At 70.8% G+C, this 24,921-nt stretch carries 21 protein-coding genes; 8 read left to right on the top strand and 13 right to left on the bottom strand.

The window, feature by feature from the left end; all coding sequences use genetic code 11:
- Positions 1-198 precede the first annotated feature (198 nt).
- Positions 199-1,158, bottom strand: a complete 960-nt coding sequence (locus ACFY3V_RS12055) for a TAXI family TRAP transporter solute-binding subunit (protein ID WP_362897147.1) — start codon at positions 1,156-1,158, stop codon at positions 199-201.
- 287 nt (positions 1,159-1,445) lie between these two features.
- On the opposite strand from ACFY3V_RS12055, the gene ACFY3V_RS12050 reads away from it, so the two are divergent.
- Positions 1,446-2,954, top strand: coding sequence for an alpha-N-arabinofuranosidase (locus ACFY3V_RS12050; protein ID WP_362897146.1), 1,509 nt, complete (start codon positions 1,446-1,448; stop codon positions 2,952-2,954).
- Positions 2,955-3,024: 70 nt separating this feature from the next.
- On the opposite strand, the gene ACFY3V_RS12045 is transcribed toward ACFY3V_RS12050, so the two are convergent.
- From ACFY3V_RS12045 to ACFY3V_RS12035, 3 genes are all read right to left on the bottom strand, one after another.
- A complete protein-coding gene (locus ACFY3V_RS12045; protein ID WP_362897164.1) occupies positions 3,025-3,828 on the bottom strand; it encodes a carbohydrate ABC transporter permease in 804 nt (267 codons plus the stop codon).
- Between the two features lie 124 nt (positions 3,829-3,952).
- A complete protein-coding gene (locus tag ACFY3V_RS12040) occupies positions 3,953-4,879 on the bottom strand; it encodes a sugar ABC transporter permease (protein ID WP_362897145.1) in 927 nt (308 codons plus the stop codon).
- Positions 4,876-6,231: an extracellular solute-binding protein gene (locus ACFY3V_RS12035; protein WP_362897144.1), complete on the bottom strand. Its 1,356-nt coding sequence runs from the start codon at positions 6,229-6,231 to the stop codon at positions 4,876-4,878. Before ACFY3V_RS12035 ends, ACFY3V_RS12040 begins: the two co-directional genes overlap by 4 nt.
- Positions 6,232-6,579: 348 nt before the next feature.
- On the opposite strand from ACFY3V_RS12035, the gene ACFY3V_RS12030 reads away from it, so the two are divergent.
- Together ACFY3V_RS12030 and ACFY3V_RS12025 are read left to right on the top strand one after the other, a co-directional pair.
- A complete protein-coding gene (locus tag ACFY3V_RS12030) occupies positions 6,580-9,045 on the top strand; it encodes a glycoside hydrolase family 3 N-terminal domain-containing protein (RefSeq protein WP_362897143.1) in 2,466 nt (821 codons plus the stop codon).
- Positions 9,029-10,051 carry a substrate-binding domain-containing protein gene (locus tag ACFY3V_RS12025; protein ID WP_362897142.1) on the top strand — a complete coding sequence of 341 codons (1,023 nt, stop codon included), beginning with the start codon at positions 9,029-9,031 and terminating at the stop codon, positions 10,049-10,051. The genes ACFY3V_RS12030 and ACFY3V_RS12025 overlap by 17 nt, the downstream gene beginning before the upstream one ends.
- 5 nt (positions 10,052-10,056) lie before the next feature.
- Here ACFY3V_RS12025 and ACFY3V_RS12020 read toward each other — a convergent pair whose 3' ends face one another.
- Entirely contained in the window at positions 10,057-10,614 is a 558-nt protein-coding gene (locus ACFY3V_RS12020; RefSeq protein ID WP_362897141.1) for a DUF4142 domain-containing protein, read from the bottom strand.
- A 337-nt stretch (positions 10,615-10,951) separates the two neighbouring features.
- Here ACFY3V_RS12020 and ACFY3V_RS12015 point away from each other — a divergent pair, with 337 nt between their 5' ends.
- From ACFY3V_RS12015 to ACFY3V_RS12005, 3 genes are read left to right on the top strand one after another with little or no spacing between them, the layout of a single operon-like run.
- Positions 10,952-11,551 (top strand): sulfite oxidase-like oxidoreductase, encoded by a 600-nt coding sequence (locus tag ACFY3V_RS12015; RefSeq protein ID WP_362922221.1) that lies wholly within the window; start codon positions 10,952-10,954, stop codon positions 11,549-11,551.
- Entirely contained in the window at positions 11,521-12,279 is a 759-nt protein-coding gene (locus ACFY3V_RS12010) for a ferredoxin reductase (protein ID WP_389772574.1), read from the top strand. Before ACFY3V_RS12015 ends, ACFY3V_RS12010 begins: the two co-directional genes overlap by 31 nt.
- Positions 12,276-12,548, top strand: a complete 273-nt coding sequence (locus tag ACFY3V_RS12005) for a DUF6510 family protein (protein WP_350943902.1) — start codon at positions 12,276-12,278, stop codon at positions 12,546-12,548. The genes ACFY3V_RS12010 and ACFY3V_RS12005 overlap by 4 nt, the downstream gene beginning before the upstream one ends.
- Before the next feature lie 15 nt (positions 12,549-12,563).
- Here ACFY3V_RS12005 and ACFY3V_RS12000 read toward each other — a convergent pair whose 3' ends face one another.
- From ACFY3V_RS12000 to ACFY3V_RS11990, 3 genes are all read right to left on the bottom strand, one after another.
- Positions 12,564-13,538: an aldo/keto reductase gene (locus tag ACFY3V_RS12000; RefSeq protein ID WP_389772571.1), complete on the bottom strand. Its 975-nt coding sequence runs from the start codon at positions 13,536-13,538 to the stop codon at positions 12,564-12,566.
- A gap of 160 nt (positions 13,539-13,698) precedes the next feature.
- Positions 13,699-15,615 (bottom strand): S9 family peptidase, encoded by a 1,917-nt coding sequence (locus ACFY3V_RS11995; RefSeq protein WP_389772568.1) that lies wholly within the window; start codon positions 15,613-15,615, stop codon positions 13,699-13,701.
- A gap of 93 nt (positions 15,616-15,708) precedes the next feature.
- A complete protein-coding gene (locus ACFY3V_RS11990) occupies positions 15,709-16,746 on the bottom strand; it encodes an alcohol dehydrogenase catalytic domain-containing protein (RefSeq protein ID WP_389772565.1) in 1,038 nt (345 codons plus the stop codon).
- A gap of 362 nt (positions 16,747-17,108) precedes the next feature.
- On the opposite strand from ACFY3V_RS11990, the gene ACFY3V_RS11985 reads away from it, so the two are divergent.
- On the top strand, positions 17,109-18,545 hold the full coding sequence (locus tag ACFY3V_RS11985; RefSeq protein WP_389772562.1) for a glutamate--cysteine ligase: 1,437 nt from the start codon (positions 17,109-17,111) through the stop codon (positions 18,543-18,545).
- Positions 18,546-18,634: 89 nt separating this feature from the next.
- Positions 18,635-19,681 carry a hypothetical protein gene (locus tag ACFY3V_RS11980; RefSeq protein ID WP_389772560.1) on the top strand — a complete coding sequence of 349 codons (1,047 nt, stop codon included), beginning with the start codon at positions 18,635-18,637 and terminating at the stop codon, positions 19,679-19,681.
- A gap of 188 nt (positions 19,682-19,869) precedes the next feature.
- Here ACFY3V_RS11980 and pcp read toward each other — a convergent pair whose 3' ends face one another.
- The 5 genes from pcp to ACFY3V_RS11955 all read right to left on the bottom strand — a co-directional run bounded on the left by pcp (position 19,870) and on the right by ACFY3V_RS11955 (position 24,891).
- Positions 19,870-20,496 carry a pyroglutamyl-peptidase I gene (gene pcp, locus ACFY3V_RS11975; protein WP_389772556.1) on the bottom strand — a complete coding sequence of 209 codons (627 nt, stop codon included), beginning with the start codon at positions 20,494-20,496 and terminating at the stop codon, positions 19,870-19,872.
- The gene (locus ACFY3V_RS11970) at positions 20,493-21,029 is read right to left on the bottom strand and encodes a thiol-disulfide oxidoreductase DCC family protein (protein ID WP_389772553.1); all 537 of its coding nucleotides are present in this window, start codon (positions 21,027-21,029) and stop codon (positions 20,493-20,495) included. The genes pcp and ACFY3V_RS11970 overlap by 4 nt, the downstream gene beginning before the upstream one ends.
- A 28-nt stretch (positions 21,030-21,057) precedes the next feature.
- Positions 21,058-22,911 (bottom strand): endonuclease/exonuclease/phosphatase family protein, encoded by a 1,854-nt coding sequence (locus tag ACFY3V_RS11965; RefSeq protein WP_389772550.1) that lies wholly within the window; start codon positions 22,909-22,911, stop codon positions 21,058-21,060.
- 115 nt (positions 22,912-23,026) lie between these two features.
- Positions 23,027-23,974, bottom strand: a complete 948-nt coding sequence (locus tag ACFY3V_RS11960; RefSeq protein ID WP_362897129.1) for a hypothetical protein — start codon at positions 23,972-23,974, stop codon at positions 23,027-23,029.
- A 32-nt stretch (positions 23,975-24,006) separates the two neighbouring features.
- Entirely contained in the window at positions 24,007-24,891 is an 885-nt protein-coding gene (locus ACFY3V_RS11955; RefSeq protein WP_389772547.1) for a hypothetical protein, read from the bottom strand.
- Between the last annotated feature and the right edge of the window lie 30 nt (positions 24,892-24,921).

Below are 24,921 nucleotides of genomic sequence, written 5' to 3'. Positions count from 1 at the left end.
GTCTGAGGCTCCGGTTCCCTTGTGCGTCCGGGGTCGCGCGTCTGAGGCTCCGGTTCCCTTGTGCGTCCGGGGTCGCGCGTCTGAGGCTCCGGTTCCCTTGTGCGTCCGGGGTCGCGCGTCTGAGGCTCCGGTTCCGTCGTGCGTCCGAGGTCGTGCGCTTGAGGCTCCGGTTCCGTCGGGGCCCGCCGCCGTCCGGGGTCAGCGCTTGCGGTCGCGGAACCAGGCGGCGGCTCCCGGATGGAGCGGGATCGACGCGGTGGAGATCCCGGTACGCACGTTGATCTGCCACGCCTCCGGAACGGCCTCGGCGTCGTCGCGGCTGGCGGAGATGATCGTGCCGGTGTGCGTGAAGATCGTGTCGGTGATGGCCTGGACCAGGCCGTCGGGCAGGTCGTCGCGTACGAGGAGCACGTTCGGCACGGCGACGGTGCGGGTGGCCGGGACGCCGGTGTAGGCGGTCGCGGGGATCGTGGCCGGAGCGTAGGGGCCAGGGAACGCGGAGAAGAGCGCGTCGGCCTGCGCGTCCAGGGGGATCAGCCGGATCGGGTGGCGTCGCGCCAGCTCCGTGACGGCGGGTGTCGGGACGCCGGTCAGGGAGAACATCGCGTCGATCTCGCCGTCGCGCAGCGCCGCCGCCGACTCGGCCTGGCTGAGGTAGCGGCCGTCGGTCCTCATCCGGCCGAGCTCCAGAACCCGCAGCGACGTGAACTCGGTGCCCGATTCGTGAGCGCCGAGGGACACACGCCTGCCGTGGAGATCCCGGAACTCTCCGATCTCGGAACCGGCCATGACCACGAGATGCAGGTGGCTGTCGTAGAGCCGGCATATCGCCGAGAGCCCCGCGGGCGCGCTGCCGTCGGTCGTGATCAGCGCGTCCAGGCTCGTCAGCCCGAGGTGCACCTCGCCGGCCCGCAGCATCCGGATGTTGTCGGCCGACGCCCGGCTTGGCACGGTGACCAGGGTGACGCCCGGCACCCGCTCGGAGACATGTTCGGCGAGCGCGCCGCCGATGCGCCGGTACACCGCCCCGGCCGGTCCGGTGGCGAGGCGCAGGTGGACCGTGTCGGCCTCGGGCTGCCGGGAGCAGCCGGCGAGCAGCCCTCCGGCGGCCAGGAGCACCGCCCTCCGGCTGAACCGCGGCTCCGGATTCGGCGCCATGAGGAGATGATACGGACGGCGGCCCTGATTTGTGGATCTTTCGCTCCGGTCAACCGGAGAGGGAGGTTCTCACCGGGCCGAGGGATTCGGGCGGCCCCGGGAGGTCACGGTCCGCGGATCTCTTCCCTTGGCCAACGGCTGGCCTTTCGCTCTTGTTATCGCCAACAATTGGAGTCGCCCGCCTTTGCGGTGATCCACGAGTTTGGCGATCTCGCGCCGGAGGCCGGCGCGGGTCGTGCATGAGTCGCACATGAGTCGCAGTATGAGTCGCACATGAGGAGACCTTCGTGCTGTCCGCGCACCTCACCCTCGACCCCGCGTTCAGGGTGGCCCCCGTCCACCGGCGCACCTTCGGGACGTTCGTCGAACACCTCGGCCGATGCGTCTACACCGGCATCTACGAACCCGGCCACCCCACCGCCGACGAGGAGGGCTTCCGGGGGGACGTGCTGGAGCTCACCCGCGAGCTGGGCGCGACCACGGCCCGCTACCCCGGCGGGAACTTCGTGTCCGGATACCGCTGGGAGGACGGCGTCGGCCCCAGGAGCGAACGGCCCCGGCGGCTCGACCTGGCCTGGCACAGCACGGAGACCAACGAGTTCGGCCTGGACGAGTTCGTCGCCTGGACGCGCAAGGCCGAGCTGGAGCCGATGATGGCCGTCAACCTCGGCACCCGGGGAGTCGCCGAGGCGCTGGACCTGCTGGAGTACTGCAACATCGAGTCCGGGACCCACCTGTCGGACCTGCGCGTCGCCCACGGCGCCAAAAGGCCGCATGACATCCGGATGTGGTGCCTGGGCAACGAGATGGACGGCCCGTGGCAGATCGGCCACATGGGCGCCCGCGAGTACGGGCGGCTGGCCGCCGGGACCGCCCGCGCCATGCGCATGATCGATCCGGCCCTGGAACTCGTCGCCTGCGGGAGCTCGGGTTCGGGCATGCCCACCTTCGGCGCGTGGGAGTCCACCGTGCTGGAGGAGACCTACGACCTGGTGGACTTCATCTCCTGCCACGCCTACTACGAGGAGCACGACGGCGACCTGGCGAGCTTCCTCGCCTCGGCGGCCGACATGGACCACTTCATCGACGCGGTGGTGGCGACGGCCGACAGCGTGGGCGCCCGGCTCAGAAGCAAGAAGAAGATCAACATCTCGTTCGACGAGTGGAACGTCTGGTACCTGTCCCGCTTCCAGAACGCAGAACCGCCGCGCGACTGGCCGGTCGCCCCGCCGCTGCTCGAGGACCACTACCACCTGGCCGACGCGGTGACCTTCGGCGGGTTGCTGATCTCGCTGCTGCGCCACAGCGACAGGGTGACGTCCGCCTGCCTGGCCCAGCTGGTCAACGTGATCGCCCCCATCATGACCGAACCGGGCGGCAGGGCCTGGAGGCAGACCACCTTCCACCCCTTCGCCCAGGCATCCCGGTACGCGGCGGGTCAGGTGCTGCGGGTCGAGCCCGCCTCTCCCACCCACGAGACCGCGAGGTTCGGAGAGGTCGCCGCCCTCGACGCCGTCGCCACCCACGACGAGGAGAGCGGCGCCACCACGCTGTTCGCCGTCAACCGCTCGACCGACCGGCCGCTCACCCTCACCGCCGACCTGCGAGCCCTCGGCCCGGTGCGGCTGGCCGGGGCCACGGTGCTGTCCGGTCCCGACCCCTACGCCCGCAACACCGCCGACGCCCCGGACACGGTGGCCCCCCGTACGAACACCGAGGCCCGCCTGGACGCCGGGACCCTGGAGATCACGCTGCCCGCCGTCTCGTGGAACGTGATCCGTCTCCTTCGCGCCTGAACCGTCCGTCCCCTTGCCGTCCGCTCACCGACGGCAAGGGGACGGCAAGGGGACGGACGGCAAGGTGCGGCTACTTGCTGAACCCTGCCGTCAGGCCGCTGAGCAGCTGGCGGCGGCCGACCACGTACAGGATCAGGATGGGCAGCGTGGTCAGCACGACCGAGGCGAGCACGGCCGGCACGTTCACGCTGTACTGCCCCTGGAAGGTCCACAGCGCGAGCGGAAGCGTGCGCTTGTCGGGGCTCTGGGTGAGGATGAGCGGCAGCAGGAACCCGTTCCAGACCGTCAGCGCGTTGTAGATCGTCACCGTCACGACGGCCGGCATGGTGAGCGGGAGGGCGAGTCGCCAGAGCGTCGCCATCTCGCTCGCGCCGTCCAGCCGCATCGACTCGAACAGCTCCTTGGGCACGTCACGGATGAAGTTCGACAGGACCAGCACCGAGAGCGGGATCGCGAAGGCGATCGACGGCAGGATCAGCGCCGTCAGCGAGTCGTAGAGCTGCAGCCGGATGATGATCAGGTAGATCGGGATGATGGTCGCCTGCAACGGGATGGCCAGGCCCATGAGGAAGAGCGAGTTCACCCTGCGCAGGAAGCCGAAGATGGTGCTGCCCCGGACGATCGCGTACGCCGCCATGAACGCGACCGCGACCGCGGGGACGACCGCGCCGATGGTCACGATGAGGCTGTTGACGAAGTACAGCGGGAAGTCGGACTCGACGACCATCCGGTAGTTGTCGAGGGTCGGCTCGGTGGGCGGCGCCAGCGGGTTGCTGGCGTAGTAGCTGCTCTGGGCCTTGAAACTGGTGATGACGATCCAGTAGATCGGCACGATCACGACCGCGAGCCACAGCCAGCCCGCGATCCCGCCCAGCCAGTTGGGGCGCTCACCGAGTGCCCGTGACTGCTTCCCGTTGCGTGCCGGCGGCCGGCGCCGGTGTCCCGCCCCGAGCGTCTCGGTCCGCTTGAGCCCCGTGGGGGTCGTCAAGCTCATGGTTCTAGGCCCCTTCCATCTGGCTGGCGTTGGCGTCGCGGCCGCCGAGCCTGCGCAGGAACAACGCCAGGGCGAGGCCCACGAGGACGAGGATGACGGCGATGGCACTGGCCGGCCCCATCAGGTTGGCCTGGAACCCGCGCTTGTACATGTCCAGGGCGAGCACCCGGGTGGCGTCGCCGGGACCGCCCGCGGTCAGCACGAAGATCAGGTCGAAGAAGGTCAGGGATCCGACGACCATGAGGGTGGAGGACGTGATGATCGTGTACTTGAGCTGCGGCAGCGTGATGCTGAAGAACTTGCGGGTGCGGCCCGCGCCGTCTATCTCGGCGGCCTCGTACATGGAGCGCGGGATCTGCCGCACGCCGCCCTGGTAGAGCAGCGAGTGGAAGGGGATGAACTGCCACGACACCACGAAGATCACAACACTGAAGGCGAGGACGGGGTCGCCGAGCCAGTCCTGTACGAGCAGGTCGATGCCCAGCCCGGCGCCGAGCCCGAAGTTCGGGTCGAGCAGCGCCTTGTAGGCGATCGCGATGGCGGCCGAGCTCAGCAGCAGTGGGATGAAGTACAGCACGGCCAGCAGTGCGCGGTAGCGCTGCCGTCCGGCCAGGAACACCCCGAGCAGGATGCTGGCCGGCGTCTGGACCGCCCAGGAGGCGACCATCACCAGCAACGTCACCCACAGGGCGTGCGGGAGACCGGGGTCGCTGAGCACGGCCCGCCAGCTCGTGAGCCCGGACATCTGGATGTCGCCGACCTGGTCCCAGGTGCTGAAGCTGAGGAACAGGACCCCGAGCAGCGGGATCACCCCGAAGGCGGTGAAGATCAGCAGGGCCGGTACGGCCAGCCACGGAAGGACGGCGCTGTGGTTCCTTCGCGTGGCGGCCGACGGCCTCCCTCTTCTGGCGGGGGAGGTTAGCGTGCTCAACTGCCGATGACCGCGTTCAGGTTGGAGGCGAACTCCTCAGGCGTGATCGACAGCTGGAACAGCTTGGCGATGTTGTCCAGGAGCACCTCGGCCGCGGTGGGGCTGAGCGCCTGGTCCCAGGACTGGGCGAAAGCCTTGGCGTTGCTGGCGATGCCGTAGACGAACTTCAGGAACTCCTCGTCCTTGGAACCGGCGAACGCGCTGTCGGCGCCGTTGACGATCGGCACCGCGCCCGTGCCCGCCCACTCCTTGACGTCCTCGTCGTTCAGCACGGCGGTGGCGAAGAACTTCTTGGCGATCTCCTTCTGCTCGGGAGTCGCCTTGGAGGAGATCGACAGGTACTGGCCGGGGTTGCCGACGGTGTTGCCGGGGTCGCCCTTGCCGCCCTCGACCGGCGGGAAGTTCATGTAGCCGAGGTGGCCGCCGGAGACGAAGTCGCCGCCGTCGGCGGACATGCTGCCGTACGTCCAGCCGCCGTGCAGCATCATCGCGGCCTTGCCGGTGTACAGCAGGGCCTGGTCGGCGTTGGAGTCGGCCGTGATGGAGGAGAAGCCCTTGATGAACCCGTTCGCCTTGATGAGCTCCTGCATCTTGGTCAGGGCCTCGATGGCGGCGGGGTGGGACCAGGCGTCCTTCTCGCCGTCGAACACGGCCTGGAACACCTCGGGGCCGCCGATGCGGTCGAAGAGGAACTCCAGCCACATCATGTTCGTCCAGCGCGACTGGCCGCCGAGGGAGAACGGGGCGATGCCCGCGGCGTTGAACTTGGGGACGAGGGCCATGATGTCGCCCCACGACTTCGGCGGCTCCACGCCGACCTGCTCGAACACCTTCTTGTTGTAGAACAGGATGATGGGCTGCATCGTCTCGGCCGGCATCGCGTAGATCTTGCCGTCGATCGTGGCCGCGCCGAAGGAGGAGGCGAACAGCCGGTCCTTCACGGCCTTGTTCTCCTCGAACCACGAGGTGAGGTCCTCAACCTGGTTGGCCTGCACGTACGTGCGCAGGGTCCCTCCGCCCCAGCCCCAGATGATGGTGGGGGCCTGGCCGGCTCCGATCGCCGTCTTGATCTTCGTCTTGTAGGCGTCGTTCTGCATGGCCGTGAAGTCGATCGAACCGTTGGGGTTGGCCTTGTTGAACCGCTCCACGGCCCTGGTGCGCACGCCCTCCTGCGGCTGGTTCGACAGGAACCAGTAGGTGGCCTTGCTGGCGGCGTTCCCGCCGCTGCCGCCGGTCCCGGTTCCTCCCGCCGGGGTGGGGCCGGAAGTGCCGCAGGCCGCCAGTGTGGCTCCCAGAGGCAGGCCCATGGAAAGGGCGAGGAAGGTGCGGCGAGATGGTGTCGTTGACTCCACGCTGATCTCCGTATGTCGAATGCCGAGGCTGGGCGAGGCTCCGTGTGAAAAATCGGTGGCGGCCGTAGGTCGTGGATCAGCACCCCCGCTGTCAGGCATCCGCTCTTGCGCCCGACATGTCGAAACATTTCCGAAACAGACCGCGTGGCACGTCAATTTAGATTTCAGATAGTTGCGTGTCAAGAGGTCATCGCATGTCGGGACGAGCTTGGTATGTGCGGTATGTAAGGTACTCTCATCTGGACTTTTCCTGGTCGTATCGTTTGCGGCAGGATTCGGGTAGAGCTTTCGTGGCACACCGAAAAGTTTCGAATGGGTTGCGGTGCGGGTTTTTCTTGAGGAGAGCAGATGACGGCGCTAGATGGGACCCCCACGACGGGCCGGAGCCTCCGTCCGTGGCAGGACCCGGCACTTCCCGTGGCCGACCGGGTCGACGCCCTTCTTGCGGAGATGACCCTGGAGGAGAAGGTCGGCCAGCTCGGCAGCCGGTGGCCGGGCAACGTCATGGGGGCTGAGCAGGGCGGGGAGCCCCAGGAGAGTCAGGAGAGTCAGGAGGGCACGGCGAACGTCGCCCCGATGCAGGACGTCTTCGCGGCTTCGGGAAGCGTGCCCTTCGAGGAGACGATCCGCCACGGGCTCGGTCATCTGACGCGGGTGTTCGGCAGTGCTCCGGTGACCGCGGCGGAGGGCGCCGCGGAGGTGGTGCGTCTGCAGTCCGAGGTGGTGAAGCACTCCCGGCTCGGCATCCCGGCGCTCGTCCACGAGGAGTGTCTGACCGGTTTCACTACTTATGGCGCGACCGTTTACCCCGCCGCCATCGCCTGGGGGGCGACGTTCGACCCGGACCTGGTGGAGCGGATGGCCACCGCCATCGGACGGGACATGCGCGCCGTGGGCGTTCACCAGGGCCTGTCACCGGTGTTGGACGTGGTGCGCGACTACCGCTGGGGCCGGGTCGAGGAGACGATGGGCGAGGATCCGTACCTCGTCTCGATGCTCGGCGCGGCCTACGTGCGCGGCCTGGAGAACGCCGGGATCATCGCCACCCTCAAGCACTTCGCCGGCTACTCCGCCTCCCGGGCGGCCCGCAACCACGGCCCGGTGTCGATGGGGCGGCGTGAGCTGATGGACATCGTCCTGCCGCCTTTCGAGACCGCTCTCGTCGAGGGGGGCGCTCGTTCGGTGATGAACTCCTACTCCGACGTGGACGGTGTCCCCGCGGCGGCCGACTCGTGGCTGCTGAACGACCTGCTGCGCGACGAGTGGGGCTTCAGCGGGACGGTGGTCTCGGACTACTGGGCGATCCCGTTCCTCGCGACGATGCACCAGGTCGCCGCGGACACCGACGAGGCCGGGGTGCAGGCGCTGAGCGCGGGCATCGACGTCGAACTTCCCGACACGCTCGGCTTCGGCAGGCACCTCGTCGAACGGGTGCGGCGGGGCGAGCTGCCGGAGTCCCTGATCGACCGGGCCGCCCGGCGCCTGCTCACCCAGAAGGTGACGCTCGGACTGCTGGATCCGGACTGGACCCCGGAGAGGTCGGTCGCCCAGGCGGCGGACGTGGACCTCGACTCGCCGGACAACCGGGCACTCGCCAGGGAGCTGGCCGAACGGTCGATCGTGCTGCTCGACGCGGGCACCGCGCTGCCGCTGCTCGGCGAGGGACGTCCTGAGCCGCGCCGGGTGGCCGTGGTCGGCCCCTGTGCCGACGACCCGCGCACCTTCATGGGCTGCTACGCCTTCCCCAACCACGTGCTGCCCCGCCACCCGGAACTCGGGCTCGGCGTGGACGCGCCCAGCCTGCTCGACGCGCTGCGGGCTGAGTTGCCCGGTGCCGAGCTGATCCACGAGCAGGGCTGCGAGGTGCGGGGCGATGACCGCTCCGGCTTCGCCGCCGCGACCCGGGCGGCCCGCGAGGCCGACGTGTGCGTGGCCGTCGTCGGCGACCTGGCGGGGATGTTCGGGCTCGGTACGTCGGGCGAGGGCTGCGACGCCGAGGACCTGCGGCTGCCCGGTGCGCAGGAGGACCTGCTGGCCGAGCTCGCCGCCACCGGCACGCCGGTCGTGGTGGTCGTCGTCTCGGGCCGCCCGTACGCGCTGGGCGAGGTGTCGAAGACGGCCGCCGCGCTCGTCCAGGCGTTCATGCCCGGCGAGGAGGGCGGAGCGGCCATCGCCGGAGTCCTGTCCGGCCGGGTGCAGCCCAGCGGGAAGCTGCCGGTGCAGATCCCGCACGGCCCCGGCGGGCAGCCCGGCACCTACCTGCAGCCGCCGCTGGGCGCCAACAGCCAGGGCATCAGCAACCTCGACCCGACCCCGCTGTTCCCGTTCGGGCACGGCGCCTCGTACACCACCTTCGCGATCGACTCCCTGAGGATCGGCGACGCCGAGGTGCCCACCGACGGGGAGTTCACCGTGTCGGTGCGGGTGCGCAACACCGGGAGCCGGGCAGGCGAGGAGGTCGTGCAGCTCTTCCTGCACGACGTGATCGCCCAGGTCACCCGGCCGGTGCTGCAGCTCACCGGATTCACCAGGGTCAGGCTGGAACCCGGCGCGAGCGCGACGGCGACCTTCACCGTGTCCGCCGACAGGACCGCGTTCACCGGGCGCGACCTGCGGCGCGTCGTGGAGCCGGGGGATCTTGAGGTGTTCGTGGGCGCGTCGGCGTCCGACCTGCCCTGCCGGGGCCGCGTGACCTTGACCGGTCCGCCGCGTCACGTCGGCGTGGACCGGCGACTGGTCACCCGAGTGGATGTGGAGGCGGCTCCGGGCGCTTCCGCCGCACAGCAAGGGAGAACAGATGCCGGCAAGTCCTAGGAGGGCCACGCTGGCCACGGTCGCGGCCTCGGCGGGGGTGTCGGTCGCGACCGTGTCCAAGGTGCTCAACGGCCGAGGTGACGTCTCCCCGGTGACCCGCTCCCTCGTGGAGTCGTTGCTGGAGGAGCACGACTACGTCTCGCTGTCGCAGCGCCGCCGGGGCGACGCGGCCGTGCCGGCCACGCTCGAGGTGGAGCTCAACGCCGACCTCAACCCGTACTCGACCGAGATCGTCCAGGGCGCGGTGCGTGCCGAGGCCGACGCGGCGATCGTGGTGAGCATCCGCACGAACGCCGACCGCGCCGGGACCTGGGCGCGCGGCCTCGCCGCGGCCGGGCGGCGGGCCGTGATCGCCATCACCAGCGAGCTGACCGCCGAGCAGCTCGGCGCCCTGTCCCGGGCCCGGTTGCCGCTGGTCGTGATCGACCCGCTGAACATGCCGCAGACCAGGGGGGTCGTCAGCGTCGGCTCGACGAACTTCGCCGGGGGACTGGTCGCGACACAGCACCTGCTCGCGCTCGGGCACCGGCGTATCGCCTACCTCGGCGGCCCGGCCACCGCCGCCTGCAACCAGGCCCGTCTCCACGGCTACCGCGCGGCGATGGAGGCCGCGGGCGCCCCGGTCCCCCCGAGTCACGTACGGGAGGGGCCCTTCCACTACCAGGAGGGGGTGAGGGGCGGCGCGGCCCTGTTCGACCTGCCCGAGGTCCCCACCGCCGTCTTCACCGGCTGCGACGAGATCGCGCTCGGCGTGCTGGAGGCGGCCAGGGCGCGAGGGGTGCGCGTGCCCGAGGACCTCAGCGTTGTCGGCTTCGACGACACCCAGGTCGCCAAGATGGCCTCGCCCCCGCTGACGACCGTGCGCCAGCCGCTGCGGGAGATGGGCGGTGTCGCCGTACGCACGGCCCTGCGCCTGGCGGCGGGGGAACGGGTCGACTCCCACCACGTCGAACTCGCCACCGAACTGGTGGTGCGCGGCTCCACCACCGCACCCGGCAGGGACTGAGCGCCTCAGCTCTTCGAAGGGCTGGGGACGATCGACTTCTCGACGTGGAGGAGCATCTCCAGGTGCTCCCGCACGACGCGATCGGTGAGGGTGGCGAGCTTCTTCACCGCGGGGGCGGAGCCGTTGTCGATCTCCCTCTTCACGAGGGCGATCCCCTCGCGGTGGTTGGCGATCTCCATGCTGATCCAGGCCCTGTCGAACTCCGTCCCGCTCAGCGCCGTCACCTCCTTGAGACGCCGGCGCTGCACCTCGCTGGGCTCGCCGGGGAGCTTGACGCCCAGCCGGTCGGCCACCTGCCGTATGGTCCTGTCGAGTTTCGTGTGGTCGGTGACCAGCTTCGCCCCCAGCACGCGCACGGCATCTCCGGCCTCCCGGTCGTTCCGGTCATCGGTCTTCCCGGTGACGGCGAGGCCCGCCTCGATCTCGAACAGGCTGCCCTGGTGCGCCTGGACGAGGAATTCCCGGTCCTGCCGGTTGGGCGGCGGGGGAGCGGAGGCGGCGTCGGCCGTGCCGCCCGTCGCCGCCATGGCGATGGCGAGCGTGATGATCGCCTTTCGAGTCATCGGGTCCTCCGTCGATCAATTCACGGTCAGAACTGGCACCCTTCCTTCTCTCATATACGGATATATGGGTTTATATGACGCTATAAGCAGTAAATCTTATGGAAAGTACGCATATGGTGCTGTTGGTAGAACGAGTCGCGCCCGGGTGACCTGGCGACGGATGTCCGGTCCGGCGCCCATAAAACGCGCAGAACCCCACCCGGGTGACACGGGCCGTGGCTAAATGTGATGAGATTTATCCTGTTCGCGTGATCCGTCCGCTCGAGACTCGTTCGAGGGGGACACCACGACCGTCATGACCTGCCGGACAGCGGCCGGACAGTGGGAGGTGGGCGTCATCGGTATCGTCTCGCCCGGGTTCTTCGGCCGCCGTCGCGCCGGCAACCCGGACCTGCCGCCGGGGCAGTACCTCACGGAGGACTTCCCCGTCCTGTCGGCCGGACCCACGCCCCTGGTCTCCACCGACGACTGGAGCCTCGGTGTCACCACCGAGACCGGCGAGGTCGTCCGCTGGAACTGGGCGGAGCTCAACGCACTGCCCGTGGAGCGGTTCACCGTCGACCTGCACTGCGTCACCAAGTGGTCCAAACTCGGCACCACCTGGGAGGGCGTGTCGCTCGACACCCTCCTCGACGGCGTGGAGACCTCCGCGGAATACGCGCTGGCGACCTCCTACGGCGGCTACACCACCAACCTCCCGCTGGAGGACCTCCTCGACGGCCGGGCCTGGATCGCCGTCCGCTACGAGGGCGAGCCCATCACCCCCGAGCACGGCGGGCCCGCCCGGCTCCTCGTGCCGCACCTCTACCTCTGGAAGAGCGCCAAGTGGGTGCGCGGCATCCGGCTCCTCGACGAGGACCAGCCGGGATTCTGGGAGGGCGTCGGCTACCACAACTACGGAGACCCATGGCGCGAGCAACGGTACTGGGGCGACTGACCTGGAGGGTCGCCACGGTCACCGCCGTGCGCGACGAGACCTCCGGAGCACGCACGATCACCCTGGACGTTCCCGGCTGGCCCGGCCACCTCGCCGGCCAGCACGTCGACGTACGGCTCACCGCCCCCGACGGCTACTCCACCCAGCGCTCCTACTCCATCGCCTCCGCCGCGGACGGGGAACGCGTGGAGCTCACCGTCGAGCCGCTGCCCGACGGTGAGGTCTCCCCCTACCTCGCCCAGGTCCTCTCGCCCGGTGATCCGCTGGAGATACGCGGCCCGATCGGCGGCTGGTTCGTCTGGCGCCCCGAGGCGTCCGAGCCGGTGCAACTGGTCGCGGGCGGCTCGGGGGTCGTCCCGCTCATGGCGATGATCCGCGCCCGCGCCTCGGCCGGGGTCGGCACACCGTTCCGGCTGCTGTACTCCACGCGCGGGCCCGGCTCCGCGCTCTACCGCGCCGAGCTGGAGCGCCACAGCGCCGACGGCTCCGGCCTGGACGTCACCTACGCCTACACGCGCGAGGTGCCCGACGGCTGGGCACGCCCGCCCGCGCGGGTCGACGCCGCCCTGCTCGCCGAGGCCGTCTGGCCCGTCGAACGGAAACCGGCCGTCTTCGTGTGCGGTCCCACCGGATTCGTCGAGACCGTCGCGGGCCTGCTCGTCTCGGCCGGGCACGACCCCCGCCTGATCCGCACGGAACGCTTCGGCCCCAGTGGAGGACAACCATGAGCCAGGACCACCTCGACGGGAACGCGGCGGGCGGAGCACTGCGCGACGTGTTCGCCGTCGACCTGACCGCCGCCACCGGCCGGTGCTCCGGCTGCGCGCGAAGCCTCACGCTGGCCGAGGCCCTCCTCTACACCCACGCCCCGGGTCTGGTGGCCCGCTGCCCCGGGTGCGAGGAGGTCGTCTTCCGGCTCGTGAGGGCACCGGGGCGGGCATGGCTGGACATGCGCGGCATGACGTGCGTCCAGTTCGAGCTGCCCGCCGACTCCTGACACTCCTGCGAGACGTCAGAGCCTGACGCCCCGGGGGCGGTACGGCTCGGCGAGGAAGGCGAGTTCCTTCTCGGTGAGGGACAGGTCCACCGCGGCGACCGCGTCGTCCACATGCCCGGCCTTGGTCGCGCCCACGATCGGGGCCGAGATGCCCGGCTGGTGCAGCAGCCAGGACAGCGCCACCCGCGCGGGAGCGACCTCGCGCTCCCCTGCCAGCTGGGCGACCCGGTCGAGGATCAGACGGTCGTTGTCGGCGTCGTCGTAGAGGGCCTCGATCCGGGGGTCGCTGCCCGCCCGGGTGGTGACCTCCTCGGATCCGGCGCGGGCCAGCAGACCTCGGGCCAGCGGGCTCCACGGGATCAGGCCGATGCCCTGGTCGAGGCAGAGCGGGTTCATCTCCCGCTCCTCCTCCCGGTAAAGGAGATTTTGATGATTTTGCATCGACACGAATTTTGTCCAGCCGTGGATCTCGGCGGTGTGCTGTGCCTTCGCGAACTGCCAGGCGTACATGCTGGAGGCGCCGATGTAGCGGGCCTTGCCCGCGCGGACCACGTCGTGCAGGGCCTCCATGGTCTCCTCGATCGGCGTGTCGGGGTCCCAGCGGTGGATCTGGTACAGGTCCACGTAGTCGGTGCCCAGGCGGCGCAGTGAGGCGTCGATCGAGGAGAGGATGTGCTTGCGCGACAGGCCGCCGTCGTTGACGCCGTCGCTCATCGGCAGGCACACCTTGGTGGCGAGCACGTAGTCGTCCCTGCGAGGGAAGATCCTGGCGAGCAGGCGGCCGGTGACCTCCTCGCTGGCGCCGAACGAGTAGACGTCGGCGGTGTCGAAGAACGTCACTCCCGCCTCGGCGGCCCGGCGCACGATCGGCTCGGCCGCGGCCTCGTCGAGAACCCACTCACCCCATTTGGCGGGGTCGCCGTAGCTCATCATGCCGAGGCAGATCCTCGACACCTTCAAACCGGTGGACCCCAGGCGCACGTATTCCATGTCAAACCTCCCGATCTTCAAGAGCCTGAGCCCACCCTACGACCGCAGCCTCCGAGCGGTTCGGCCCACCCGCCGCCGTTCCCCGCGGATGGGTGCGCGGACCCGAGGCGGTGGTTCTCCCGCCCAGCGCTCTCCTGGACTCGTACTCCACGCCGGAAGATCAGGACAGGTGGCGGGACCACCACTCCAGGACGGCCTCGAAGCGCTGCAGGCGGTGCCTCGGGCGGCCACTGCGCGTGAGCTCGTGGCCCTCGCCGGGAAAGAGCAGGAACTCGGCGGGGACGCCGTTGCGGCGCAGCGCGACGAACATCCGCTGCGCCTGCTCGACCGGGCAGCGCAGATCGTCCTCGGAGTGGACCACGGCGAACGGCAGGGTGATCCGGTCGGCCCGGTAGAGCGGGCTCATCGCGCGCTGCGCCTCAGGATCGGGTCCGCAGTAGGCGTCGGCGAAGAACCAGCCGATGTCGGAGGAACCGGTGAAGGAGTCCCAGGCGTTGACCGCGCGCTCACTCCAGGCGGCCCTGAACCGGCTCCCGTGGTGGGCGGCGAGATGGCTCGTCATGAAGCCGCCGTAGGAGCCGCCCATCACGCCCACCCGCTCCGCGTCGCACTCGGGAGTGGCCAGCGCCGCGTCCAGCAGGGCGAGCACGTCGTCGGCGTCCACGGTGCCCAGCGCGCCGACCACCGATCGGCCGTGCGCCTGGCCGTACCCGCAGGAGCCGCGCGGATTGGGCAGGACCACCGCGTACCCGGCGCCCGCGTAGATCTGGGTCTCGTCCAGGAACGCCCACCCGTGCTGGTGGAAAGGGCCGCCGTGCACGTTCAGCAGGACCGGATGTGGCCCGTCGCCCTCGGGCAGGGCGAGCCAGCCGTGCACCGGGTGGCCGTCGGCGGAGACGGCGGTGATCTCACGCAGCGGCCTGATCCCGGTGAGGGCACCGGAGAAGTCGGTCAGCGCCCCGTCGGGGGTGACCACCTCGCCGGGGCTCGCGGGTGTGGACACCACCGCGACCACCCTCTCCCCGCAGACGGTGAACGCCTTCACGCTCGCCCGCTCACCCAGGACCACGACGAGCTCCTCCAGCGGCGCGTCGAGGGCGCCGGAGGGCACCAGGCGCAGCTCGACCGCGCCGCGCGTCCGCACCGCGACCAGGACGCCGTCCTTTCCGGGTACGGGAGGCAGCGAGTCGCAGTCCACCGACTCCTCCTCGGTCAGCCGGGTCCCGGCCGCCGCCCCGCCGCTCTCGCCGGCGCCGCCGATCCGCAGCGGCGCGCGGTACAGGCCCGTGTTGTGGGCGACGGCGTCGATGCCGGAGAACTCCGTACCGAGATAGAGCACCTCCCCACCCGGCAGGGCGACGGGATGCTCGGCGGAGCCGTCGCTGCGCACCGCGAGGATCGGGGCGCCCCCACCGGAGGGGACCGCGTACACGTCCGTGTGCAGGCTCTCGCCGTCGAGGTCGCGGGGAGCCGAGACCAGCACGTGCTCGCCGTCCGTGGTCCAGCCGGGGCAGTCCACGTCGTAGGGACCCTCGGTCAGCCGTACCGGTCGCGGGACGTCGGCGAGGGCGTTCACCACGAACAGGCTCTGTGGCCGGTCGAAGGTGAAGCCGGCCCCGTCGGTCCGGTAGCGCAGCCCGGTGATCCGGCGAGGTGCCTCGGCCGGGGCGCCCACCCCCTCCTGGGTGCCGTACCGGCCGGGCTCGGCGACCCGGGCGACGAACGCGATCCTGCGGGAGTCCGGCGCCCAGACCGGGACGCCCGCGCCCAGGGGCAGATCGGTGATCGGCCGGGCCTCGCCGCCGCCGGTGGGCATCACGTACAGCTGCGGGCGGCTCCCTTCGGTGGCGTCGGAGCGCAGGAAGGCGACCCAGGCGCCGTCGGGGGAGATACGCGGCGCGCTGTCGCGCTCGCCGAAAGTGAACCTGACGGGCGGGCCGTCGGCGGGCACCCGCCACAGACTTCCCGGGTAGGCGTCGGCCTCCGGGTCGGGGGTGGCCAGGTCGACAAGGAGGAGATCACCGTGGAGCGTGACACTCCCGGGAACGGTGAGCTGGGCGAGGTCTTCAGGGCGCATAACCAGTAAAGCTATCCAAGGTGTGCTTTGGCGGGCGCGCTCTCGGGCGGCTTTCCGCCCGTGCCGGAGGGTTCCCCGGGGTCCCTCCCCTCCTCAGCGCGGGGACGGCAGGATCATCGTGACGCCGGGAACGGAGCCGATCGAGGCGAGCGCCGCTCCGGCCTCCTCCAGGCCGATGGAGCGGGTGAGGAGGGCGTCCGGGCTCAGGGCGCCGTCGGCGACGGCCTCCAGCATCGCCGGGTAGGCGTGGGCGGCCATGCCGTGGTTGCCGAGGAGTTCGAGCTCGTAGCCGATCACCCGGCCCATCGGGAGCGGGGTGAGTCCCGGCAGCAGGCCGATCTGCACGTGGCGTCCACGGCGGCGCAGGCTCTCGATCGAGGCCACGCACGTCCCGGGACTGCCGAGCGCGTCGATGGAGACGTGGGCGCCGCCCGAGGTCAGCTCCCTGACCCGCGCGGGGACGTCGGCCTCGGGTGCTTCGGCCCCGACGCAGGCGACGGCGCCGAAGCGCCGGGCCAGCTCCAGGGCTCCCGGCGAGACGTCCACGGCGATCACCCGGGCCCCGGCCGCGGCGGCGATCATGACGGCGGAGAGCCCCACGCCGCCGCAGCCGTGCACGACCACCCACTCGTCCGGCCGTACCCGGCCCACGGCGGTCACGGCGCGGTAGGAGGTGGCGAAGCGGCAGCCCAGGCTCGCGGCGGTGGTGAAGGCCATCTCCTCGGGGAGCCGTACGAGGTTCACGTCCGCGTGGTCGACGGCCACGTACTCGGCGAAGGAGCCCCAGCGGGTGAACCCCGGCTGGGTCTGGCGTTCGCAGACCTGCTGGTCACCGGCGAGGCAGGCAGGGCAGGAGCCACAGGCGCAGACGAAGGGGACGGTCACCCGGTCGCCCGGCCGCCACGAGGCGACGCCCGTGCCCACCGCCTCGACGACCCCGGCGAACTCGTGCCCCGGCACGTGGGGGAGGACCCGGATGTCGGGGTCGTGGCCCTGCCAGCCGTGCCAGTCGCTCCGGCAGAGCCCGGTGGCCTCCACGCGGATCACCGCTCCACCGGGCGGAGGTTCGGGGGCGGGCACCTCCCGGACCTCTGGATCGGCCCCGAAGGCGTCGAAAAGCACCGCTCGCACCCGCCCACACTCCTCTGCCCCGGCCCGTGGTCTCCGGCGCTTTCCGCCGGTGGGCCCACCTGACCGGTGAGCCTATTCGGTCGGTGAGCGGGTCCGGTCGGCCGGTCCTGTTCGGCGGTCTGCCGGCTCGGCCTGTCCGGTTCGGTCAGGCCGGCCGGGTGGTGGGGCCGGCCGCTCCGGACGGTCGGCAGGTCCGGTCGGCCGAAGGCCCGGCCAGGTCAGGGGGCGTTTCCGGAAGGCGTTTCCAGGGGTGTGGGACCTCCCGATACGCCGTGTCCGCAGCCGGTCGTGAGGTGTCCTGATTAGAAGGTGCACTCTGGGAGAGAGGGAGGGTCACAAGGGTCAACTGATCGGACGGTGTGATGGGGCAGCAAGTCGACAAGGACCGCTACTCCGAGGCGGAGTTCCTCCGTTTCAGGGGAAAGCTGGCGGAGCAGCTCGACACCCTTCGCGAGGTGCTCGCAAGACCGGGTTTCGGCGCCGGTCCCGCGACCATCGGGGCCGAGCTGGAGATGTTTCTCATAACGCCCGAGGGGAGGCCGCTTCCCCGTAACCACGAGGTGCGGGTCGCCGCGGACGACGACCGGCTCACGCTGGAGCTGGGCAGGTTCAACCTGGAGGCCAACCTGACTCCGCTGCCGATCGCCGGGCGGCCGTTCACCGCCCTGGTGAGCGAGATGCGGGAGATCATGACCGTGGTGGACGCGGCGGCCGCGGCGCAGGGCGGGCAGGCCGTGGTGATCGGGATCCTGCCCTCGTTGAGCGAGTTCGACTTCACCCACGAGGCGCTGAGCGGCGATGGCCGCTACCGGGCGCTGGCCAGGGGCATGCGGCGGCTGCGCACGGAGCCGTTCCGGGTGCGCATCGAGGGCGTCGAACTGCTGGAACTGGAGGTCGAGGGGGTGATCCTGGAGAGTGCCAACACCTCCTGGCAGGTTCATCTCCGCACGCCCCCCGCCGACTTCCCCCGCGTCTACAACGCCGCCCAGCTGGCCATCGGCCCGGTCCTCGCGGTCAGCGGGAACTCACCCTCCTTCCTGGGCAGGAGGTTGTGGGAGGAGACGAGGATCGCGCTGTTCGAGGAGGCCGCCGACGACCGGGACGTGGAGCGGCTCGACCGCAGGGACCGGCGGGTGGGGTTCGGTTCCGGCTGGGTGCGAAGCGTCGAGGAGATGTTCGAGACGTGCGTCCGCGACTACGAGCCGGTGCTGCCGATGACCTTCGCGCCGGAGGAGGTGCCCGTCGGCGGCGTCCCCGGACTGGCCGAGCTCCGGCTCCACCAGGGCACCGTGTGGCAGTGGAACCGGCCGGTCTACGACCCCGGTGACGGCGGCCACCTGCGGGTGGAGATGCGTGCCCTGCCAGCCGGGCCGAGCGCACCCGACATGGCGGCGAACAGTGCCTTCCTGCTCGGGCTCACCGCCGCCCTGGCGGTCCAGCCGGTGGAGGACTTCCCCTTCGCCGGGGCCTACCGCAACTTCTACCGCGCCGCGATCCACGGTCTGGACGCGCCGCTGAGCTGGCCGGGCCTGGACGAGGAGATCCCCGCCGAACGGCTCGCCCTTGAGCTGCTGCCGGTCGCCGAGGCCGGGCTCGACAGGATGGGGGTGGACCCGGACGAGGCCCGGTGGGCGCTGGACATCGTGCGGGAACGCGTCGCCCGCCGCCGTACCGGTGCGATCTGGCAGCGGGAGGCGCTGGTTCGCGAGGGCGGCGACCAGGCCGCGGCGGCGCGCGTGGTGAGCCGGTACCGGGAGCTGTCGCTGGCCGGGGAACCCGTCCACACCTGGCCTTTCTAACTGCAAAGGGATTTGAGTACCGGCATACTCATGAACTCCGCATCTTGATCCGCCGATCCTGGCGGAACCGGACAGGAAGAGACCCCCTCATGAGTCAGATGAAGGTCGTATCGGCCGAACCGTTCGGGCTGAAGCGGGACGGAGGCGGCCTCACGGCCGGAATCAAGATTCTGGAGAAGGACCTCAAGCGGGCATCACTCGACACCGTCCTGGCCAAGGCCAACCGGGTCACGGTCAGGAAGGGGTCGGCCGGAACCGGGGCGTTCGGCACGATGAACCCGAAACCGGTTGACTGGTACACCTTCGACGCCGGGGACAACGCCACCAAGGAGTGGTATCCCCAGGGCCTGACCTGCGCCTCCGACGCCGGGATCGCCGGGAGCGCGTTCGTGGTGAGCTGGTACCACACGCCGTCGTCGGGGGCGGAGCGGGGCGTACGCCTGACCTTCGTGAATCCCGCGACGCTCCGCTACCGGCACGTCCTGCTGGTGCGGGCCGGCGCCGACGGAGGCATCACACCGATCAACATTCACGCCGGTGGCGTCGCCTGGTACGGCAACCTGCTGTATGTCGCCGACACCACCCGGGGCCTGCGGGTCTTCGACACCCGGCAGATCTTCGAGATCAACGGGAGCGGTACGGAGACCATCGGAAGGAAGGCCGGCGTGTACGACGCGTTCGGCTACCGGTACGTGATGCCGCAGACCGACGCCTGGACCACCACCAGCGGCAGCGTCCGCTTCTCCTTCGCCGCCGTCGACCGCAGCACCGATCCCGATGTGCTGATCTCCGGCGAGTACGTCGACACCGCGGGCACGGTCGGACGGGTCGCCCGCTGGCCGCTGACCGCGGAGGGGACGTTGAACGCCCCGGCGGGGGGCGTCGTCCAGGCGATGGACGCCTACGCGCTGCCGGGGGACAAGATCCAGGGCGCGCTCTCCTACGAGGGCGTCTGGTATCTCAGCCAGGCGGCTGGCTCCACCAGGAACGGCACCCTGATCGTGGTCGGCGACACGGTGCGTAAGCGGCCCTATCCGGTGGGGCCGGAGGATCTGACCTGTGTCCGGGGCAAGAGGACGCTGTGGAGCGTGAGCGAGTTCGTGGGCCGTCGCGTGGTGTACGGCGTGCCGCTCTGAGGAGCCACTTCGATGACCGGTGCGCCCGGGGACGGCGGCGAGCACCGGCGCCACCGCGAGTCGCCCGCGCTGCTGGTCGCTTCGACGGCACCGGCGTGCCCGGGGTTGCCGTGAGGGCGCGGTGCTCGACGTTCCCGAGGCCGCTGGAGGCGGTCGTACGGTGTGCCGCTCCGAGACCGTGGGCCCTTTCAGTGGGGGGAGCCGCCGAGCAGGCGGAGATCGCCGCCCAGGGAGACGGAGACGGCGGTGGTCGCGATCGCGGTGAGCGCCTGGGCGACCAGTGCGACGGGCATGGAGGGCATGGCCTCGCCCAGGACCTGTTCCGGGCTGAACGGCACGTGCACGAAGCCTCCGCGAACCGCCGGTCGCTCGGTGGTGATCATGTGCATGAGGCCGTAGAAGAGATGGTTGCACAGGCACGTCCCGGCGCTCTGTGAGACGCTCGCCGGGACTCCGACGGCCCGCGCCGCGGCCACGCACGCCTTCACCGGCAGGGTGGAGAAGTAGGCGGCGGGGCCACCGGGCACCACCGGCTCGTCGATCGGCCGGTGACCCGTGCCGTCGGGGACACAGGCGTCGTCGAGGTTGACGGCCACCCGCTCCACCGTCACGTCGGGTCGCCCTCCGGCCTGCCCGACGCACACGACCACCGCTGGATCGTGCTCCACCATCGCCGCGCGCAGGTGCTTCAGCGACCCGCCGAACGCGCAGGGGAGCAGCGCGGTCCGCACTCCGGGGACGAGCCCGATCGCCTCCCACGACGGGTTCGCGGCGCCGTCGAGCGGCTCCAGCCCGGCGAGCAGGACGCCCTTCATCGGTGCTCCGAGACTGCGGGGTCCGAGAACACGGGGTCCGACGTCGTGAGATCCGAGTCTGCGAGATCTGAGGCCGTGGAGTTCGAGGCCGTGGGGTCCGAGGTGGGGGAGCCCGTGGACGGAGAGGCCGTGGGAGGGGAACTCGCGGGTCCGGAGTTCGAGGGTTTCGAGGGCAGGGCGCAGGCGGGGGTGCCGCCCGGCAGGCGGTGACGGTTGGCGGCGACGAGCCGGTAGACCCCCCGGGCCACCCACCGGAACGGCGGGATCCCCAGCACGAACCCCAGCGGGCTCCACGGGAGACCGGCGGCGATCAGCAGCCTGGCCACCGCCTGCGCTTCGCCGTACACCCGGCCGTCCTCGACCCAGAGCACCTCGCGCTCGGCCCGCTCGCGCGTGACACCCAGCGCCCGGAGATCCGCGAACTGCCAGGGGACGACCCGGGCGCGCACCCCGATGCGGCGCTCGGCGAACCGGACGCTCGTCGTGCAGAAACCGCAGTCGCCGTCGAAGACCAGTACAGGTTCTTCCGTCATGCACCTGACATTACCCAGGAGGACCCGATCAAGGCCCGGCGACCAGGGTGACCGCGACCGGACGGTGGTCGGAGTGCGGCACATCGGGGTTGGCCTGGTCTTTTCCGGTGAACCCCGGGGTGACGAGCACGTGGTCGATCTGCTGCGCGGGCCCGCTCCGGGACGGGATGGTGTTGAACGGCCTGACCGGGGCGAAGGGGTCGGTGAGGCCGGCGTCGGTCAGCACCCGCCAGGCCGGATCGCCGGGCTGGAGGTTGAGGTCACCGGCCACGATCACCGGGGTGTCACCCCTCGCGGCGTTCCTGACGATCTCCCCGAGCTGCTCGACCTGGTCGAGTTCGCGCCAGCCCGGCGGAGGCTGCAAATGGGTGCCGATCACGGTGACGTCCTCGCCCTGCCACCGCAGTCCGACCTCCAGCGCCTGCGCGCCGGTCGGGCCGCCCTGGACGAGCACGTGGTTCTTGATCGAGGTGATCGGCAGCGTGGTGAGCAGGGCGTCGCCCCACACCTCGTCGGTCGCCGGGGCCCAGATGTAGTGCATGTCCAGCCGTTCGGCGATCAGCCGTACCCCGTCGTGGCCGCCGTTGAGCAGCCAGCCCCGGTCGGCCTCGCTCAGCACCACCACGTGCGGTCTCAGCTCCCTGAGCGCGTCGGCCTGCTGTTCCAGCGAGAGCCTGCCGGACTCGCCGTAGCCCATCCTGATGTTGTACGCCGCGATCCGCAGTCCGTCCTCGGGGCCCTTCCAGCCGGGGTGGGCACCCTGCCACAGGGGAACGGCCGCCACCAGCGCGACCGCGGCGACGGAGGCCGCCGCGAACCGCCGGTCGTAGGAGCGGCGCGGCAGGCCCGCGCTTCCCGTCACGCCGCCGAGCGCGACGACGAGCGCCGCGCAGATCGGCACCCACGCGTTGGGCAGGTAGAGGTCGTAGGCGGCGTAGTAGCCGAAGACGAACACGACGAACAGCAGCATGCCCCCGGCCGTCGCCAGGCCCCGCCGGGCCGGCCGATCCCGGCCGAAGGTCGTCGCGGCGTGCGCGAGGCAGGCCCCCAGCGCGACCTGCCCGACGATCTGCGCGACGATCGTCCAGCCGGGCGCCACCCCGTGAACGCCGTCCACGGTGGCCCTGCCGAATGTGAACGCCACCGCCGAGGCCACCAGGGCGACCGCGGGCAGCAGCGGGCGGCGCAGCACCGGCAGCGCGGCGGGCGCCGCCGACACCACCGCGAACGCCGCCACGATCACGGCCGCGGCCTGCTGCGCGGAGACGGTCGCCGCCTGGGCGTGCGCGGTGTTGCCGGTGTAGAGGCCCCAGAGCAGCAGGGCGGGGCCGAGCGTCAGCCAGGCGCGGGGAGCCCCGGAGTACTCCTCGTCCGGGGGTTCGGCCCGGACCGTGAACGCGCAGAAGAGCAGGAGCTCCACCACCAGCAGCAGCCACGGGACCGCTCCAGGCCGCCACATCAGGTCGATGCCGTCGAGCGCCGCGTGGATCACCGTGGAGGCGGCCAGGCCGGTGATCACCCCACCCATCACGGGCCGGGCGTCGATGCCGCTCATCGCTATCGCCACCAGCCAGACCAGCCCGGCGAGCAGGCCGAGACCGGCCACGTACAGTTGCGGCCCCCCGCCGTCGGTGAGCTGGAGTGCGAGCCGGGACAGGAGCAGCAGGCCCGCGGCGCCGAGGGCGATCAGCGGAGGGCGGACGAATCTGGCGAGCGGTACGGTCAGGAAGGCCAGGACGAACCAGGAGACGGCGAACAGGCCCATCATCTCCGCCGGGGTGCTTCCCGCCCGGCCGAAGAGTGTGATCAGCGATGGCAGGAAGACCCGGAGCACGTCGACGAGCACGACCACGCCGAGGGTCACGTCCAGGCGGATCCGCATGCTACCTCCCAAGAACGCGAGCTATCCTCGCCTTCTTCGCCGCCCATGACAAGGGCGAGACCTGCCCGAAGCGTCGCCCCCGTGGGGGAGACGACCTCGCCGGAGCCGGAGCCCTTCAGCGAGCCGGGGGCTCCTGTGACGATTCTCCGGGCGAATCCGGGTCCGCGGCAGGAGAGGAGGAGGGGTCGAGGTGGCGGAACGCCTCGTGCGCGGAGCGGACACTGTCACGCAACGCCTGTTCCAGCTGATCGGCGTCCTCGGTGAGCCTCCCGATCTCCGGTACGGCGAAGGCGTCGGCGCCGGACTCCGCGAGCAGTTCCTCGTAGCGGGGGAGCCGCGCGCGAAGCGCCTCGATCTGGTCATGGGCGCGCAGCGCCCGCTCGGCGTCGGCCACGTGGCTGGCGTAGCGTTCCAGGGCCTCGACCCGCGCGAGTACGGCGGCCTCGCTCGCGGCCAGCGCCCGCTCCAGCGGCGCCATGGCGGCGGCCACCTCCGGAGTGCTCCCGCCGTACACGAACTCCTGGTGCTCGTTGCGCAGTGAGGAGAGCTTGTTCAGCAGCCGGGCGATCTCCCACTCCTGGGTGGGGAGCATCACCGAGTTGCGCACGCTGTCGAGCATGCCCGCCGCGTTGACGCGCGAGCGCAGGATGTAGTCGATCGCCTGCTGGGTCCGGTCGAGCAACTGTCCGGCGGCGTAGTCGAAGTCCTCGGCCGGGAGCAGGTAGCGGCCCTCGTACCAGCGGGCCTCGCGGTAGAGCTCCTGCTCGACCGTCTCGGGCTCCGCGGGCTCGCGGGCGGCCAGCAGGCCGACGAAGACCACGAAGACGAGCAGCGAGAGCATGAAGAACAGCAGCTGCCCGACGTCGGCGAGGAACATCAGGCACACCAGGAAGAGCGCCGCCACCCCTCCGCCGGCGTTCAGGAAGCGTCCGGTCAGGCGGGAGTTGGGCGGCGAGGGCTCGGGGGTCCAACCGGCGCGGATGCGCGACAACATCGACGCGTGCCGGCGGAACAGGTCGGCGGTCCGGGGGGGAACTTCAGGATCGACCACCACTGACCGCACAGGCTCGTCCCTCCGTTCGATCACATTTCACGTCAGCCGAGATGGCGGAAAGCCTCGTGTGCCGAGCGTACGCTCTCGCGGAGTGCTCGCTGAAGCATGTCGGCGTCACCGCTGAGATGCCTGATCTCCGGCCCGGAGAATCTGGCCGCGCCCGTCTCGGCGACGAGCTGCTCGTACTCGGGCAGATGCGCCCGCAGGACCTCGATCTGTCCCTGGGAACGCAGCGCCCGCTCGGCGTCGGACACGTGGCCGGCGTAGCGTTCCAGGGCCTCGACCCGCGCGAGTACGGCGGCCTCGCTCGCGGCCAGCGCCCGCTCCAGCGGCGCCATGGCCGCGAGCACCTCGGGGCTCCTGCCGCCCTTGGCGAGGTGGCGGTGCTTGGCCCGCAGCGAGGAGAGCTTGTTCAGCAGCCGGGCGATCTCCCACTCCTCGGCGGGGAGCATCACCGAGTTGCGCACGCTGTCGAGCATGCCCATCGCGTTGACGCGCGAGCGCAGGATGTGGTCGATCGCCCTCTGGACCCGGCCGAGCTGGTGTCTGGCGTCGTAGTCGAAGTCCTCCAGGATCAGGAAGCGCCCGTGCCATTGCCGCGAGTGCGCGTACAGCAGCCGCTCGACGGAGTCGACGGGAGAGGGCTTCCTGGCGAGGTAGACCACCCCGAGGATGAAGAGATAAAAGATGATCAGCGGGATGAGCAGGACGACGGCCTGGGGGATCGGAGCGCCGGCGAAGACGAGGCCGCCCCCCACGACAGCGACCGACCCGCCGAAGAAGCCCATGAGCACTCCCGGAACCCTGGGGGCGTCCACGTCCCTGGGCGGGCGTTTGGTGCGGAGGCGATAAAGCAACGGGCCGTTCTGGCGGAAGAGGTCGGCGACCTCCCCGGGCACCTCAGGATCGACCACCACGCGCTGCACAGGCGCCCCCTTTGCCGTGTTTCAAAAGCA

It is taken from the genome of Streptosporangium sp. NPDC000095 (assembly GCF_042899335.1).
Taxonomy (GTDB): Bacteria; Actinomycetota; Actinomycetes; order Streptosporangiales; family Streptosporangiaceae; genus Streptosporangium.
Note: the sequence above shows the minus strand (reverse complement) of the source record. Positions and strands in the feature narration are given on the sequence as shown.